The sequence below is a fragment of the Edaphobacter bradus genome (genome assembly GCF_025685645.1).
Classification (GTDB): Bacteria; Acidobacteriota; Terriglobia; order Terriglobales; family Acidobacteriaceae; genus Edaphobacter; species Edaphobacter bradus.
In genome coordinates, this window is sequence record NZ_JAGSYF010000003.1 from 280,899 (window position 1) to 296,232 (window position 15,334).

The 15,334-nt window shown below is 62.3% G+C and carries 11 protein-coding genes; 4 read left to right on the forward strand and 7 right to left on the reverse strand.

Annotated features, from left to right (window positions below):
• The first annotated feature begins 27 nt into the window (after positions 1-27).
• Both OHL16_RS13540 and OHL16_RS13545 read left to right on the forward strand, forming a co-directional pair.
• Positions 28-2,670, forward strand: a complete 2,643-nt coding sequence (locus tag OHL16_RS13540) for a ComEC/Rec2 family competence protein (RefSeq protein ID WP_263367701.1) — start codon at positions 28-30, stop codon at positions 2,668-2,670.
• Positions 2,671-2,787: 117 nt separating this feature from the next.
• Positions 2,788-3,063 carry a hypothetical protein gene (locus tag OHL16_RS13545; protein WP_263367702.1) on the forward strand — a complete coding sequence of 92 codons (276 nt, stop codon included), beginning with the start codon at positions 2,788-2,790 and terminating at the stop codon, positions 3,061-3,063.
• Positions 3,064-3,065: 2 nt separating this feature from the next.
• Here OHL16_RS13545 and OHL16_RS13550 read toward each other — a convergent pair whose 3' ends face one another.
• On the reverse strand, positions 3,066-4,310 hold the full coding sequence (locus OHL16_RS13550) for a carboxypeptidase-like regulatory domain-containing protein (RefSeq protein ID WP_263367703.1): 1,245 nt from the start codon (positions 4,308-4,310) through the stop codon (positions 3,066-3,068).
• A gap of 90 nt (positions 4,311-4,400) precedes the next feature.
• Between OHL16_RS13550 and OHL16_RS13555 the strand changes: the two genes are divergently transcribed.
• Both OHL16_RS13555 and OHL16_RS13560 read left to right on the forward strand, forming a co-directional pair.
• On the forward strand, positions 4,401-4,910 hold the full coding sequence (locus tag OHL16_RS13555; protein ID WP_263367704.1) for a GNAT family N-acetyltransferase: 510 nt from the start codon (positions 4,401-4,403) through the stop codon (positions 4,908-4,910).
• 166 nt (positions 4,911-5,076) lie between these two features.
• Positions 5,077-6,267: an alpha-amylase family protein gene (locus tag OHL16_RS13560; RefSeq protein ID WP_263367705.1), complete on the forward strand. Its 1,191-nt coding sequence runs from the start codon at positions 5,077-5,079 to the stop codon at positions 6,265-6,267.
• Between the two features lie 56 nt (positions 6,268-6,323).
• Here the strand turns inward: OHL16_RS13560 and OHL16_RS13565 are convergent, their stop codons facing one another.
• The 6 genes from OHL16_RS13565 to pgl all read right to left on the reverse strand — a co-directional run bounded on the left by OHL16_RS13565 (position 6,324) and on the right by pgl (position 15,218).
• On the reverse strand, positions 6,324-8,219 hold the full coding sequence (locus OHL16_RS13565; protein ID WP_263367706.1) for an NHL repeat-containing protein: 1,896 nt from the start codon (positions 8,217-8,219) through the stop codon (positions 6,324-6,326).
• Between the two features lie 29 nt (positions 8,220-8,248).
• Positions 8,249-9,898: an exosortase J gene (gene xrtJ, locus OHL16_RS13570; RefSeq protein WP_263367707.1), complete on the reverse strand. Its 1,650-nt coding sequence runs from the start codon at positions 9,896-9,898 to the stop codon at positions 8,249-8,251.
• A gap of 46 nt (positions 9,899-9,944) precedes the next feature.
• Positions 9,945-10,133 carry a PExPT-CTERM protein gene (locus OHL16_RS13575; protein ID WP_263367708.1) on the reverse strand — a complete coding sequence of 63 codons (189 nt, stop codon included), beginning with the start codon at positions 10,131-10,133 and terminating at the stop codon, positions 9,945-9,947.
• A 483-nt stretch (positions 10,134-10,616) separates the two neighbouring features.
• Entirely contained in the window at positions 10,617-13,271 is a 2,655-nt protein-coding gene (locus tag OHL16_RS13580) for a M1 family metallopeptidase (RefSeq protein ID WP_263367709.1), read from the reverse strand.
• A 99-nt stretch (positions 13,272-13,370) separates the two neighbouring features.
• Complete coding sequence (gene glk / locus OHL16_RS13585; RefSeq protein WP_263367710.1) at positions 13,371-14,420, reverse strand: glucokinase; 1,050 nt, start codon at positions 14,418-14,420, stop codon at positions 13,371-13,373.
• The gene (gene pgl / locus OHL16_RS13590; RefSeq protein ID WP_263367711.1) at positions 14,421-15,218 is read right to left on the reverse strand and encodes a 6-phosphogluconolactonase; all 798 of its coding nucleotides are present in this window, start codon (positions 15,216-15,218) and stop codon (positions 14,421-14,423) included.
• Between the last annotated feature and the right edge of the window lie 116 nt (positions 15,219-15,334).

The following is a 15,334-nucleotide window of genomic DNA, read 5'->3' on the forward strand; positions in this document are numbered from 1 at the left end:
GAGCGGCTTCGATTTCGAAGAGCTCCGGTGCTGGTTGCTGCGTGCTGGTTCGCGCTGGGGATGGCGATGGCGCGCAGTTGGCACGAGCCCGTGGTTCTGCTGGTGGCTGTGAGTTTGCTGTTCGTGCTTGCGATGGCAGCGCTGCGGTGGTCGCTCCGCGTGGCCGTGGTTCCTGTGGCTGGACTGTGGATCGCGGCGGGATTCTGTTGCTGGCAACTGCGGCCGGTTCCTGCTGCGCAGACCGAGTTGAAGCAGTACGCCGATGGGTTGAGCCGCGAGGTTCGGGGCCGCGTCGTGCGCGTGCGGGAGCTTCCGCCACGCACGAAGGCTGCCGATCAGGACAACGATCCGGCGTGGTGGATCGAGCGGGAGCCTGAGGCCGCTGAAGCGGTCTCGCTGGATGTGCAGGTGGAGGCTGTCGAGGAGGTGACGCCGGATGTCTCGCGCATGGTGCCTGTCGAGGGCGGCGTGCGTGTGACGGTCTTGGCGAGCGATGCGGCGCTGCCTGCGCTTCATTGTGGCGACATCGTCGACGCTCCGATGCGGCTGAAGGTGCCGGAACGTTATCGCGACCCGGGCGCGTGGCAGTATGCGGATTTTCTGCTGGCGCAGGGCATCGGAGTCCATGCGAGTGTGCGTACCGCGAAGCTGCGCGTGATCGAGAGCGGAGCGCCGAGCCTGCAGTGCCGCCTGTATGCCGCGCAGAGTTGGGCCTCGGGAAAGATGCTCGGCTTTGTGCGCTCGCGCCCGAACCGGCGTCTGCCGCAAGCGATGCGCCTGACGGAAGAAGATGCCGGAATGCTGAACGCAATGCTCTTTGGAGATCGCACTCGGCTGAATCACGTGCTGCGTCTGGGTTTTGAACGCACGGGGTCGTTTCATCTCTTCGTCGTCTCCGGCATGCATGTGGCGTTGCTGGCAGGCATGGTGCTGTGGATTGCGCGGCGGCTGCGAGTACGCGAGTGGCTGGCTACACCGCTGACACTTTTGCTGACGGCGGCGTATGCCCTGCTGACAGGCTTCGGCGCACCGGTGCAGCGAGCGCTCTTTATGACGGCGGTGTTTCTGACGGCGCGGCTGCTCGCGCGCGAACGCAGCGTACTGAACGCGCTTGGTGCGGCGGCGCTGGCTGAGCTGGTGTTGTCGCCGGCGAGTCTGTTCGAAGCTAGCTTCCAGATGACGTTTCTTGCGATCGTCGCGATTGGCGGGATTGCTGTGCCGCTGGGAGAGCGCGGCTTCCTGGAGTACGCACGTGCGGCTGAGAACATTCGCGACCTCTGGCGGGACCGGGCGCTTCGCCCGGCGGTGGCACAGTTTCGTGTGATGCTGCGGCTGTGGGGCGAGATGCTGAACCGTCTCCTCGGAAACTGGTCATACGGGCTCCCTGCGATGCTGCTGGGGCTTCTGCTGTGGGTCGCGGAGCTGGCGCTGATTGGAGTAGTTGCCGAGATGGTGATGGCGCTGCCGATGGCAATGTACTTCCATCGCGCGACTCTGTTTGCATTGCCGGCCAATATAGTGACCGTGCCTGTGGTCGGGGTGCTGGCTCCGCTGGCCATCGTAACGTTCTGCGCAGCGTTGGTGAGTCCACCGCTGGCGGCGGCTCCGGCTGCCGTGACAGCGATGTTGCTTCACGGCATCGAATGGGTGATCGGGCACGTGAGTCATCTGCATACCGCCGATGTGCGCGTACCCGCACCGGTGTGGTGGGTCGCATTGTTTGCCGTCGCGGCGTGGGCCTTCTGCTGCTGGGCGGTGCGTCGATCCAGCGCGTGGGCGTGGGTTGCTGTGATGACGCTGCCTTTGGTGACTGTGCTTGTCCTGTGGCCTGAGCCTGCGCTGGTCTCGCATGGGAAGCTCGAGGTGACGGCGATCGATGTAGGACAGGGTGATTCACTGCTGGTCGTTAGCCCGCAGGGCGAGACGATGCTGGTGGATGCAGGCGGACCAGTGGGTGGAGTGAACGAGGCCGCATCGGCGATGAGCGTCTTCGACGTAGGCGAGGAGGTCGTGTCGCCTTATCTGTGGTCGCGTCGGATACGACGGCTCGACGTGCTCGTGCTGAGCCATGCGCACAGCGATCACATGGGAGGAATGGCGGCCGTGATGCGGAGCTTCCGTCCAAGAGAGCTGTGGGTGAGCATCGATCCGGACTCAGAGGCGTATCGTGCACTGCTGGCCGAAGCGGCAGAGCTCGGTGTCTCCGTACGGCACCATCACGCGGGCGACGCGATGGACTGGAGCGGGACGCATGTGAGCGTGCTGGCTCCTGATGGGGACTACAGAAATGCGAGTGCCCCACGGAACAATGATTCGCTGGTGATGCGCGTGGACTATGGCGCGGGCTCGGTACTACTGGAGGGCGACGCCGAAGCTCCGAGCGAGCAGGCTATGGTGGCTGAGCATCGTGTGGATCCTGTAACGCTGCTGAAGGTGGGGCACCACGGTAGCAGGTCGTCGACGACGCCGGACTTCCTGGCGGCCGCCGCGCCGAAGGATGCCGTGGTTTCAGTGGGACGGGGGAATACGTTCGGGCATCCGCGATTCGAGGTGATTGAACGGATTGCTGACAGAGCGACGAGGCTTTATCGAACGGACCAGTTCGGCGTTACGACGTTTTTGATCGGACGCGACGGAAGCATTCGTGAGGTTGTAGGCGCCGCCGACTGACGCAAGACAAAAACAATGTGCGGAACCTGCGTCGGCTCCTGCCACTTAAGTTGTGGAAGGCAGGATGCGCCGGGCCGAGGTTTCGGAGTAGTGTGGAGAGCAGCGGAGGCTCAGCCTATGGATTTGGACGAATCTGGGAAAGACGTCGTTGTACCTGGTCCGGAGGAGATGGCAGAAGAGCAGAAGCTGATCCGGCGGCTGCAAATCATGATGAACATGGTGATGCAGGTGATCGCGCAGGACGCGTCGCTCACCGTGGACGAGGCATCGCAGATGATCGCCGACTCACGGAAGGCAGCGCTCACCATGTTTCCCGGCAAGGAACTGGCGTACGACCTGATATGGAGGCCGCGCTTTCAGCGGTTGATGCGGGAACGGTTTCGGATGATGTGAGTCTACTGCGCGGCTTTGGATGTCGCGGCTTCATCAGGAACAGCGATGGCCACGCCAGTCATGTCTCCGGCGATGACGATGGGCTGCTGCTGAGGACCGTAGGTCTTGATCGTGGTTTCTTTCGTGTGCGTCGGCGGAAAGGTTCCCGGCGGGCCGTTCGGTATCTCCTCACGGCTGACATCGCGCGCATTGGTGACTTTGAGAATGTAGTTACCCTCGGGAACAAAGTCGAAGCGAAAGGTGGAATCGTCCTTGTCAACCTTGGCCGAAGCTGCCTCGGAGTTGTCATCCGGGTAAAGAAGAACCGCCGTGCCAGCATTGACGACGCGGCCGGTGCGGGCCTGGACGATCCCTCCGGTGACGCTGTGCAGCTTTGAGATGGGAATGACGATATCCTCGTTGGAGTCGTCTTCGCCATCATTGAGCTTGATGTGTGTGGCGTTCCGCTGGCGGGTCTCGCCGCCAGAGTAGATGCGTATTCCAAATTTCGTGCTGCCAGAGGAGCTACCGCCAGAGCTTGTGGCGCTGTCGAAGAGGTGGGTGATGTAATTCTCGCTGACCTCAAGGCTGGTTTCAAGGATGTACTCGCCTGCGGGCAGACCGACGATGCGATAGCGGCCCTGGTCGTCGGAGGCGGGGCGATTTTTGCCCGCGACGCTTTGAATCCTGACACCAACCCATTTGCCGCTGCTGTCCTTACGGCGAACGCGTATGTTAAGACCGGGTGCCGGACTGCCGTCATCGTAGCGAATGAAACCGCTGATGGAAGCGCCGCGCCGCAACTGAATGTCAATATTGCTGATGCGATTCGGATCAACTGCAACAGTAGGTAGCACGCTGGCGATGAACTTCTGCATCTCCAACGAAGGGTGTGCAAGGTCGTCGCTGGTGAGTTGCGCGGTTGGCGAGATGTAGCCTGGATATTCGACAACGACATAGTAGTAGCCTGGCGTGACACGCGGCATGGTGAAGCTGCCATCGAGCCCGGTATCGACAGGCGTAAGCATCAACTGCTGAGAACGGCCATCGCTTTGCGTGGGCGTCCGGGAATCGGGCGCGTCAGTGATGGGCAGCAACGTCACGCTGGCAAGGCGCGCCGGAACGTTGTTCTCGCAAGTGACGCGGCCCGTAACCGAGCCGTAGATAGGTTTGGCCACGTTCTGGACAGGCGGCTGCGCGGCCTGCTGGCCGGCTGCGGTGAGCGCGAACGAGACAAGAGCAGCGAGAGAACAAGTTAGACGCAGCATGAGGAAAGTCTTCAAGATGGCCAACAGTCTAGCCTGAAGCGCAACAAGAGCACAGAAATTTCAGCGCCTGAGATGCTGTTAGGCTGGGTTATGCAGATTCGACTGGCTGCGCTTGAAGACCTTCCCGCACTGATGGCTCTGGTGCGGAAGGTCGTTCCGCTGATGAGGGCCGTGGGGAATCTGCAGTGGGACGAAAGCTATCCGAATGTAGAGGTCTTCACGCGGGACATCGAGCTGGTACAGTTGTGGATGGCAGAGATCGACGGCTCGGTTGCCGGAGTCGCCGCGGTGACGACGGATCAGGAGCCCGAGTATGCGCAGGTGGGCTGGGACATCGAAGAGCCCGCCGTGGTTGTACACCGGCTCGCCGTGCATCCGGACTTTCGCGGCGCAGGCGTAGCGCAGGCACTGTTGCAGCAGGCCGAGAGAGTCGCGGTGGAGCGTGGGATCTCCGTACTGCGCATTGATACGAATACACAGAATGAAGCGACCCAGAGACTCTTCCCCAAGCTGGGATACGTGCTGGCGGGCGAGATAGGGCTTGGCTTCAGACCCGGACTGCGGTTCCTTTGCTACGAAAAGCGGCTCGGCCAGGCGTGACGATCAGGCTTTCGCCGCTTGAGGCGGGTGGGCGAAGGGTAGAAGTCCAACGGTACATCCTTTTGCCTGATAAAAGAGAGCGTTAGCCTATAACAGCGCAGGAGGTAGAATTCTCCCGACGCGATGTTTGCGTTCATACCGGTTTTTAAAAAGGCGGTGCTTTCTGATGCGTATCAGTCTTCCAATTTCACGAGGACTCTTCGTGCTGATGCTGCTGGTCTCGGCTCCCATGGCGGGCCGCGCGCTTGATAACGGTCTGGCGAGAACGCCACCGATGGGCTGGAACAGCTGGAACAAGTACGCCTGCAAGGGCCTGAACGAAAAGGTGGTGCGCGAGACGGCCGATGCCATGGTCTCGAGCGGCATGAAGGACGCCGGCTACCAGTACGTCGTCATGGACGATTGCTGGCAGGTTGGCCGCGACGCGCAAGGCAACATCCTCGCTGACCCCGAGCGCTTCCCCTCCGGCATCAAGGCGCTGGCGGATTACGTTCACTCCAAGGGGTTGAAGTTCGGCCTCTATACCGATGTGGGGACGATGACGTGCGCCAAGCGACCCGGAAGCATCGGACATGAGTATCAGGACGCGAAGCAGTACGCGGCGTGGGGCGTCGACTACCTGAAGGAAGACTGGTGCAACACACTGCCGGGCCAGAACAGCGAGTCCTCGTACACACTGATGCGCAATGCACTGGGTGAGGCGGGACGGCCGATCGTCTTCAGCATCTGCGAGTGGGGTTCGACCAAGCCGTGGCTGTGGGCCGGTCAGGTCGGCAATCTGTGGCGCGCAACGCCCGACATTCAGGACTGCTGGGACTGCAAGCGTTCGTGGGGTGGCGGCGGCATTGCACCTATCCTCGACCTGATGGATGGGATTGAGAGCTACTCGGGGCCGGGACACTGGAACGATCCGGACATGCTCGAGGTCGGTAACGGCGGCATGACGAACGAGGAGTACAAAACGCACTTCAGCATGTGGGCGATGTTCTCTGCGCCATTGCTGGCCGGCAATGACATCTCCAACATGTCGCCGGAGACGAAGGAGATTCTGCTGAACAAGGACGTCATCGCGATCGATCAGGATGCGCTCGGACAGCAGGCCCGCAGGGTAAAGAAGACCGGCGATCTCGAAGTGTGGTCGAAGCAGCTCAGCGACGGCGGGCGTGCGGTGGCGCTGGTGAACCGCAGCGCGGCGACAGCATCCATCTCCGCTTCATGGACGGACGTTGGTTATCCTGATTCGCTCTCGGCAACGGTGAGGGACCTATGGACGAAGAAGCTGTCAAGCAACGTGAAGGGCAGCTTCTCCGCCGACGTGCCGAGCCACGGCGTGGTGATGGTGCGGTTGAATCCATAGTCGTGCGTTGGAGATGAAACAGGAAGCCGCCGGTAGATTGCCGGCGGCTTCTGCTCTTACGGAAGCTGAGGAAGCCCGATGACCGGGGTCTTGATGGGAACGGCAAGACCCACGAACTCGGTGATCGAGTTGTTCCCGAAGTTCGAGACCCAGACGTTGCCGCTGGCGTCGATGGCGATGCCATAGGCCTCCAGCAGTGCCGCGTCCGGAGCCCATCCGGCTGCGGGCGAGAGCGCCTTTCCGGGCGCACTCGAGGCCGACCCGGCCAGCTCGCTCAACGAGTTGCCACGGAAGTTGGCGACCCACACATTGCCCGCGCCGTCGATGCTCAGGCCGACCGGATGCACGACCCCTCCACCGGTGTATCCGGAGGAGACAACGGCGTTCGTCGAAGACGAGATCTCGCTGATGCTGTCGCCGTAGAAGTTCGAGGCCCAGATATAGCCTCGCTGATCGATCGCCAATCCCTGCGGGCTGTCACAGCAGTGAATGTTGGTGAACTGCTTGCCGTCCGCGGAGATGCGCGTGAGATAGTCACCGCCCTCATTGGCGATCCAGCCATTGTGGTTTCCATCGATGGCGACGGCGACAGGAAAGGCGAGGCCGGAGTCCGCTCCGCTCGGTGGAATGTAGCCGGAGGTTCCGGAGAGCGGCTGGCCCGTGCTCGAGAGCAACGTGACGCGGGAGTTGCCGTAGTCGACGACCCAGGCAGTGCTATTAGTGTCAATCGCGATGGACACCGGATAGTTCAGGCCACCGCTGCTGAAGCCTGTCGCTCCGGAGACAGGCTGGCCGCTCGAGTTCAGCTCCGTGACCGTGCCGAGCGCGGTGTTGACGGCGTAGGGGCTGTTCTCGTTGGGGACCCAGACGTTGTCCAGGCTGTCGATGGCAAGACCGTAGGAGGAGTTCAGCCCAGAGCCGGTGATTCCGTTAGCGAAGAGCGGTTTGCCGGTCGGCGAGAACTCGGAGGCCGCATTGAAGTAGTTCGCCACCCAGATGTTGCCGCTGGAGTCGGCGGCGATGCCCGTGGGTTCGTTCATTCCCCCGCCATTAAAGTTGACGAAGAGCGTCCAGTCCGCAGGTGCGCTAGTAAGGGCCGGCTGAAATGCGGTGCTCGCCGTCGAGAGGCTATACAGCGTGGCAACGTTGCTGCCCGGATTGCGGACGAGATTGAGCGCGGCATCGAGCGTGTTCGAAGGAGCCGTTGAGCCGCTGACGGTCGCCGCCGCAAAGAGCTGCGTGCAGGCGGTTGAGGAGGCCGTCGCCGCGACACAGGTGTTGAGCAGGTTCGCGAGCGTGTTGATCCTGGCCGCAGGCGAACTTCCGTTGCTCGGGAAGGCCGATCCAGGCGAGGTTCCCGCAGACGGGTCTGCGAGGCTTGCCGTCGTGGCGAAGGCATTGCTGAGACCTCTGGCATTCGTTGAGCTGGCGCCGACATTGCCTCCCGCAGACAGGAACTGCGACAGAGCCCACGCGGAGGCAGCGGTCGTCACCTCATTGACGGTAAACTTCTCCGCCGACGTAATCCCGTTGCAGGCCCCGATGGCATCCACCAGTACAATCGTCGCGTTGGCAGAGCCGGTGCCCACCTTTCCGCCGTGCGCGACCACATAGACCATCGACGTCGCCGAGGGACAACTATAGGACGCGGGAACCGTGAAGGCTCCGGTTGCATCCGTCGTGAGGGTTGTTGTCATAAGCGAGGTAGGCGTCGAGCCGTTGCCTGACGTACCGGCAGCGTAGGCCTGCACGGTGGCTCCCACCACGGGCTGGCTCCCCGCCATCACCTTGCCGGTAAAGCTCTGCCCCGGATAGCCGGATACCGCGCCCGGCCCAGAGCCCGACGGTGTGCCTCCAGAGCCGCAACCGGAGACCGTCAGGACGACAAGGCTGGCCACGACCAAACCGAGAGCAAGAAATGAGCGATGTGACTTCACCTTCACCAGGAACATGGACACCTATTGGAAGAAGCCACCCCAGTCTACCGGCTCCGGTAAGGCTGGGTCAGAAGATCGAGGTTAGCCGAGGCGAGGAAGCCCTTCATGGCTGTGCCCAATTCCTGACGCGCGAGATCAGATGGCATGGACGTGTCTGCCGTCTCGGCCTTGAGCAGAATGGGAATCGGCCGCTGCGGGTCCCGCGTGAATATGGCCTTCGGATCGGGCCTGCTGTAGACAAACCCGAAATGCCTGCGCTCACTCGTATACTCGCCGCAGGAGCTGCCACTGCAGATGGTCGTGGCCTCCAGAGACTGAGTCGCACTGTCATAGAACGACATGCTGAAACTCACCGGAACCTGGTTTGCCATCGTCACCGTGAGCTGATCGCGCCACAGCGGGTCTTCGCCGCGCGCCGAGTGGCAGATGAGCGTGTCATGCGCGCCAAGCACCGGAGAGACTCCCACGGCGATATGCGTTCCCCCGCCGGCCGGAGCGTAGTCTGCCCAGTGGAAGAGCAGCGCACCGCTGTTGAGGTTCTCGTTCCACGAACGCACCAGCGTGTAAGCGCCGATCTGCTTCGGGAACGGACCCAGGGCGCCTGGGCTCGAGTTTGTCTCGGCGGCGTTCGAGGCATGGCCGGATCGCATCGCATGCGCCACCCCATAGCAGCCGAAGAGGACGAACAGCGTCATCGCGACTAGTCGCAGCCCAGGCGAACCGGAAGCGGTCGCCGGAGCCATCTCCTCAGGAGCCTCAGGCTTTACCTGCCGGGGCGAGTCGCCAAGACGGCGAATGACGTAGAAGAGCAGGAAGCTCGCGAGGAGAAACAGGCACGCGCCGATAATGTAGTCACCCATCTCCGCCCGGGGCCGGAGCCACCTGATACGCAGCGCGACGATGTAGTAGAGCACCAGCGTGCACAGCCGCACAAAGTTGAAAACGTACCCCAGCAGGATGGCTCCCGCGACCACAGCGGCGTGCGCATGCCAGCGGAAGCGGTAGACATAACCGGCGACCAGCGCGATGAAGCCCATCGTCACCGCTCCGCGGATGCCGTTGCACCCCGGCGCGATAAACATGCCGAAGTCGGGAGTGAACATCAGGCGCATCTGGTCGGGAGTCAGTGGCTGGCCCAGAGCGATGGCGAAGGCGCGAGCCACGTGGGCCGAGATCCGCTGCAGCGGAAGGTCGACGAAGACGTTGAAGACGTGCGGAACAGGGTTGACGAACCAGAGCAGGACGATCGGAAACAGCGCGGCTCGGAAGAGACGCGGCCCGCCGAAGAGCAGAACCACTCCCGCCCCATATGCAAAGGCCAACAGCGAAGCTGGCGGAATGTAGATGTTCCATTGCGGCGACAGGACGAAGACGAGCACGGCCTGCTCGCGAAGGTGACCGATCGCAGCCGTGACGGCCAGGATCACCAGCCCCCACCATCTCCCGTCCATCTCCCAGTCCAGCGAACGCCAGGCACGGAGGATCAGCACGAAGCTGACCAGCGGAATCATCATTCCGATCGACTTCAGCGCATCCGTCATCCACATGCCCCACAGGGTGGTGACCGTCGACCAGATGGTCGACAACCCAAGGAGGGCAAGAAACGCTGCAATTCCTGCGGCCTGTCCTGAGGACAGCCTTAGCGCTCGTGACGTTAGGCGTTGGCTAACATCAGCCGCAGGAAGTGTAGACATTCGAAGATCCGCTTGTGGGCTGAGAGAAGAGAAACGGGCTTACTTCTTATTTGGACTTGCGGCGTGCATTGATGCGTGCGCGGGCCGATACAAAGAACGCACCGGCGGATCCGACAACGGCGAGAATTGCGGTTGGGTTTTCAGGGGAGTTGACGCAACCGTCCTGTGCGTGCAGCGGGAGGGCAGCCGTTACAAAAAGCGCGAGAGCGAAAACCAGGAACGAAGTGTTCTTCATAGGTGTCCTCAATTGGGAAATTACCGGTGCACTATTTGAAAGTCAACGCACGAAATGGCCCATTCTGTAACACTTTTGTGGAGTATTAGATTCCGCTTAAGCTTAACCGAACAATGGAATTCAAGAGCATTTGTTAATCGCCGGTACCTGGTTAACTACTCTCTCCTTCGCTTAGATGGAGGCAAGCCGGACGACCTATCTCATTGCGCAGAAGGAGCTTCTCCCCGCGCGGTGCGCCGCAATTGGCAACGAAAGACGCGGCCTTCCGGACAGTTTTCTCCCCCGCCGCCGCGTCTGAATCAGCCCATAAAGCAGGGCTCTCGCCGGGGCAAGCACGCAACGAGCCAAAGCGTCAGGCTGTACCGTTCCCGGTCAGGGGAGTGGCCGAATACCGGCATGAGCGCACCCGTGAGGCACGTATCTCAACAGCCCAGCAGAAGCAGCCAGGCTGGGCCCCACAGGCGCGGTGCGGGCGCTCCCTTCTCAGTTCCCGCCTGCAGCCGACGTGCTCTGGCGCCCCTCCAGCCAGCGCTGCAGGCTCGGCTCCTGCGTCGAACGGAACTGCACACAGGCGTTGATGGCATCGACGGACTGGGAAAGCGTGCGCTCGGAGGCGTCCACTTTATGGGTCGCAAAGAAGCTCGTCACCTGGTCGCGCCGGTCGACACTGCAGAACGCTCCCGTGGCGGCGACAACGCGCCCACCGGAGTTGGTCGTGAACTGCGCGTGGACCTTGTCCCAGTTCTGCCGGATGTAGTCCCAGGCCTGATCCCGCGTATCGCGCTGGACGAGAAGCACCGAGAGCAGAATCCAGCTGTCCTGATTGCGAACCTCGCCGGAGACGGTGTAATCAAGCGTCCGCTTCACCAGCGCGGGATCGCGGAAGCGCGGCAGCGTTCGCAGCGCATCTGACTGCGCATCCGGATTGGACGCATCCCTGCTCGCTGTCATCACCTTGTCGTAAAGGGCCGCGTCACCATTGGCCGCCGTGATCAGGATCGCGGCGTCCGTGAGCAGCGGGTCCAGCGTCTTGTCCTTCCGCGCTCCTGGAGCAAACGAGCGCTCGGTCAACTCGCGGGCCTGCGCCAGCACAGCGGGGTCCTTCGCGTTGCCCAGCAACTCAAAGAGTGTGGCGCGAAGCTGCTGCCGGTCGAACGGCTCATTCTTCTCCGGCGCTCCCAGCGCGGCGTACACCGGGCCGAACTCGCTGCGAAGCACCTTCGCGAGCCGGGCGCGGTCTTCATCGGTTGCGATGCGTGCATCAATCGATCTATTCACCTTGTCGAGCGCCGTCTGAAGCACCATAGCGTTGGGATCGTTCTTGAGCGCAAGGACGAGGTTCATGTAGTCCCCCACGCTGCCCTGGCCGCTGCGCACAAGCGCCCAACGGTCGCCAATCAGCCCGATTCGCTCCGTCGGAGTCAGCGCCGTCTCGGCCTTCGCGACAATCGCGTCGAACTGCTGCTGCGTGTAGGCGGTGCGGTAGTAGCCCTTGCCGCCAGCGTTGATGTAGAGCAGCGGCAGGCTCGCGTCAGCAGGAATTGGCAGGGCGGAGTCCTCCGGCGTAAGAACACGGCAAACCGGCTGACCTGCAGTCTTCAGGCAGACCGGGACCGTCCACTTCTGCGCGGTCCTGCTGTCCGGCGCGGCAGTGAGCAGGAAGCGGCTCTGCGTGACCGGCACGCCGCCCGACTGCTGTGCTGAGAGGGTCAGCAGAGGCACGCCCGGCTGCGTGATGAAGCTCTCCATGATCTTGTCGACGGGAAGGTGGCTGGTCGCGGTCTGCGTGTTCCAGAAGTCCTCGGCCCTCGCATTGCCGTAGAGGTGCGCCGCGAGATAGTTGTGCACGCCCTGACGGAAGACCTCTTCTCCCAGATACTTCTCCACCATGCCCAGCACCGCGCCAGCCTTGCCGTACGCGATGCCGTCAAACATCTCGTTGATCTCCGACGGAGTCTCAGCCTTGGCGCGAATGGTCCGCGTCGTCGGCTGCGAGTCGAGAGACAACGTGCCGTCGAGGTCCTGGGCTTCGTCCTGCGCGTAGTTCCACTCCGGGCGCCACTTCGCGACCGCCTTGGTCTCCATCCACGTCGCAAAGCCCTCGTTGAGCCACAGGTTGTCCCACCACTGCATCGTCACCATGTCGCCGAACCACTGGTGCGCCATCTCGTGCGCTACCACCACGGCGACTCGCTTCTTCGCAGGAATCGCGGCCGTCTTCTCGTCGATCAGCAGATCGGTCTCGCGATAGGTGATGCAGCCGAAGTTCTCCATCGCGCCAGCCTCAAAGTCCGGCAGCGCGACCATGTCGAGCTTCGGCATCGGATACTTGATGCCGAAGTATTCGTCGTAGTAGTGCAGGATGTACTTCGCGCTCTCGACGGCGAACTTCGTCATCTCCACCTTGTCCGGCGTGGAGCAGGCGCGGATAGGCACGCCGTCCGATTTGCCCGAGGTGCACTTGAAGTCCCCGACCAGAAAAGCCACCAGGTACGTGGACATCTTCGGCGTCGTCGCAAAGCGCAGCGTGTGCTTGCCGGTCACTGGGCCGGGAGTGTCGGAGAGCAGATTGGTGTTCGAGATCGCCGAATCGCCTGCATCGACGACAAGTGAGATATCATAGGTCGCCTTGAGCGCAGGCTCGTCGAAGCTCGGGAAGGCCCGCCGCGCGTCCGTCGGCTCAAACTGCGTCACGGCGTAGTTACGCGCCTTCGTCTTCGAGAGATAGAAGCCGCGAAGCTGATCGTTAAGGATGCCGCTGTACGCAACGGCCAGCGTCACCTTGCCGGCGGGAAGCGGCTGACCGAATGTGAAGGTTGCCTGTTGCTTTGCCTCATCCAGTGTGACTGTGGCCTGCTCGGCTGCATGCGACCCGGCCGGCGTGCCGGTCACGGAGACAAACTTGATCTCGGCTGAGTTCAGCGTGATCGCGCTGCTCGGAGCATCGAGCACAACGTCGATCGTCTCCGTGCCGGTAAAGGTTGCGGCCTTAAGGTCCGGCGTCAGGACGAGCGAGTAGTGCTCCGGGTGAACGCCACCCGGCAATCGCTGGGCACGCGCTGCGATGGCTGCGGAGAATACGGTCAGGACGATGGCAAGGGCTGGAAGGGGGCGGCGAAGCGCTGCGTTACAGAACATACCCTTCCAGCATACGCAAACGGAGGGCTCTCTGGCATCCGGCTGCGCCTGCCCCCTCAACTGTCCGAAGGAATTTGTGACCAGTTCCGGCCCAGGCCGTCAGGCAAGCGCGACAGACTCGGCCCTTTCAGAGCGGCCGCAGATCTCCGCCGCTCGCGCCTCGGCATAGGCCGCCGCCCCCAGCAGGGCGCAGCTATCATCGAGGATCACGCGCACAGGAATCGCCTGCAGCAGGGGCGACATACGTCCCTTGTCCATGAAGGCATGAACGAAGGATCCGCTCTGCAGCGTCTTCAGCGTCTTCGGCGCGATGCCTCCGCCGAGATAGATTCCGCCCGTCGCCAGCACCTTCAGCGCAACGTTGCCGGCCTCCGCACCGTAGGCCGAGGCAAAGGTCTTCATCGTCTCAAAGCAGATGGAGCTCGAGCCGTCCTCGGCACACTCACCGATCACCGCATTCGGGTCCTCGGACTGCATGCGCTGGCGAAGCCAATTTGGCTCGTCCAGCTTCTCCACGTCGCGCAGAAACTCATAGATGTTCTTGATCCCTAGGCCGGAGACAACGCGCTCAAAGCTGACGCGCCCATTGAGCTGGCCGTGCAGATACAGTAGCAGATCGACCTCGCGTTCCGTGCGCGCGGCGAAGTCGCAGTGACCGCCCTCCGAAGGCACAGGCCGGTGCTTCTTGCCATCCCAGATCAACAGCGCCTCGCCAAGCCCTGTCCCCGCCGAGACCAGCCCGCGGTTCCCCACTGCAGTCGCATCGCCGGCGTGCAGGGTAAAGATCTGGTCCGGAGCGAGCTCAGGAATGCCGTAGCCATTGGCTTCGAGATCGTTGATCAGAAAGACATGCTCGATCCCCAGCGACTTCGAAAGGTCGCGCACATCGAGCGTCCACGGCAGGTTCGTCAGCTTCAGCCGACCCTCGCGCACCGGCCCCGGCAGGCCGAAGCACGCTGCGAGAATCTTCTTTGGGTCCGTCGCCGGCGTGTCCGCATCGCCGGCGAGAAACGCCTGGACGACCGAATCGAGGTTGAGATAATCGTGCGCAGGAAACTTCGTGTCGCGGATCGGGTGCAGCCTGCCCTCCGCAAAGTCGTACAGCGCCAGATGGACCTTTGTGCCACCAACGTCGCCAGCAAGAATCATCTACTTGAGCTCCAAAGTTCCGGCAGAGTCGCCTTTTGCCGGTGCAGGAAGCTTAGCTGCTGCAGCCCGGTCGAGCAAGAAGGACAGTTGCCCGCTCGCCGGCCGGATGATCTGCGACGGGTAAGTCTCCGGCTGGTAGGGCCCCAGCAGAACATCGTGCAGCACCTGTGCCTTGCCCGCGCCTTCGATCAGGAAGGCGACCTGCCTGCCCTGGTTGATTACCGGCCAGGTCAGCGTGATGCGCCAGGTGTCCTTCTGCGGAACGTGATTGGCCACAACGATGTGGCTCATCTCGTTGAGAGCTTGTGTGTGCGGGAACAGTGAGGCCGTGTGCCCGTCGTCGCCCATGCCCAGCAGGAGCAGGTCGAAAGTAGGGGTCTCGGCGCCCTCCAGTTTGAAGCCATTGCGGATCGCCGCCTCGTACCGCGCAGCGGCCTCCTCAGGCTCCAGCTCGCCCTCCATCCGGTGGATGCGCTCAGCCGGCAGAGGCACCTTCGACAGCAGCGCCTCGCGCGTCATCTTGTAATTCGAATCCGGGTGGTCGGGAGGAACACAGCGCTCGTCCACCCAGTAGAGGTCGAGCTTGTCCCATGGAACCTGCTTCACAAACGGCTGCGATGGATCGGCCAGCAGCGCGAACATCGCTTTGGGAGTCGTGCCGCCGGAGATCGCCACACGGGCAATCCCGCGGGCCTCAGCAGCCTTGCGAACAGCATCCGTGAAGAGCTGCGCCGCAGCCGCGGCAACTTCAGCAGGCGTCGGAGAGATACGATAGGTGACGGTAACAGGTCGGGGCATTTGCTCGTCTTCGCCTTTAGCTCTTAGCCAATGAAGGTGGATCTGCGAATGTTCTCCATTCATCAGGCCCACGCAAAACTCACTCTCAGCCTTAGCCTCCAGCGAAAAGCTGGAGG